The sequence below is a fragment of the Burkholderia sp. Ac-20365 genome (genome assembly GCF_017104715.1).
Classification (GTDB): Bacteria; Pseudomonadota; Gammaproteobacteria; order Burkholderiales; family Burkholderiaceae; genus Paraburkholderia.
Window position 1 is genome coordinate 1 of sequence record NZ_JAAGPI010000139.1, and the last position, 725, is coordinate 725.

Sequence of the window (725 nt, forward strand, 5' to 3'; positions counted from 1 at the left end):
TGACCGACAAATTTCTGACTCCCTTGCCTTATTTTGCTGAGATCGGTCACTCGACTCCGAGCATCCTGAGTGGGAATCACGAGATGTGTTCAATCGCTATTAAGGCGTGCGAAGCGATTTGTGTCGACCGGGGAATCGCTCATGTGGAGATGAGAATTCGCGGCAATGGCGAGCCGGTTCTTATGGAGGTAAATGCGCGGATTGCGGGAGACGGCATCCCGGATCTTGTCGAGCGAGTGTCTGGCATAAACCTTTTCTGGCTTCATGCCTGGAGTTACGCGCGGGATGACGTGCCCCCTGACGAGCAGAATGCGCCGCGCGGTCGAGCAGCAATCGCCTTCCTGAAAGCGCCTGTTGGACGGGTGGAAGCTGTCTTGGAGCCCTCGGAGGCGCAACTCGAAGCTGATATTACGGCGTTGCACCTGTGGGCCACACCCGGTTCGAACACGCGCGCTTGCATCGATTCTCATACCCGCGAGGGTGCCGTTGAGTTCTACTGGCCCGATGATCCGTGTGTCGAGCTTACCCATCGCCATATTTGCCGCGCGGAGCAACTGAGTGCAGAGTTAATCCGTGTTAGCCATAAGGAAGATGTATACAGGCGGTTGCCAGCCTACCTGCCACAGATCGCGGTCATGATCCTGGTTCGCGCAGCGCTATTCATGGTGACGCCTTTCCAGTTCGCAATTGTCGGCGAGGGTCGTGGCGACAACGTAGTGCTCGCA

1 pseudogene is annotated in these 725 nt (G+C 57.0%); it reads left to right on the plus strand.

The features are described 5' to 3' along the window. Positions 1–725: pseudogene (locus tag G3O01_RS45005) on the plus strand (hypothetical protein); the annotation flags it as partial.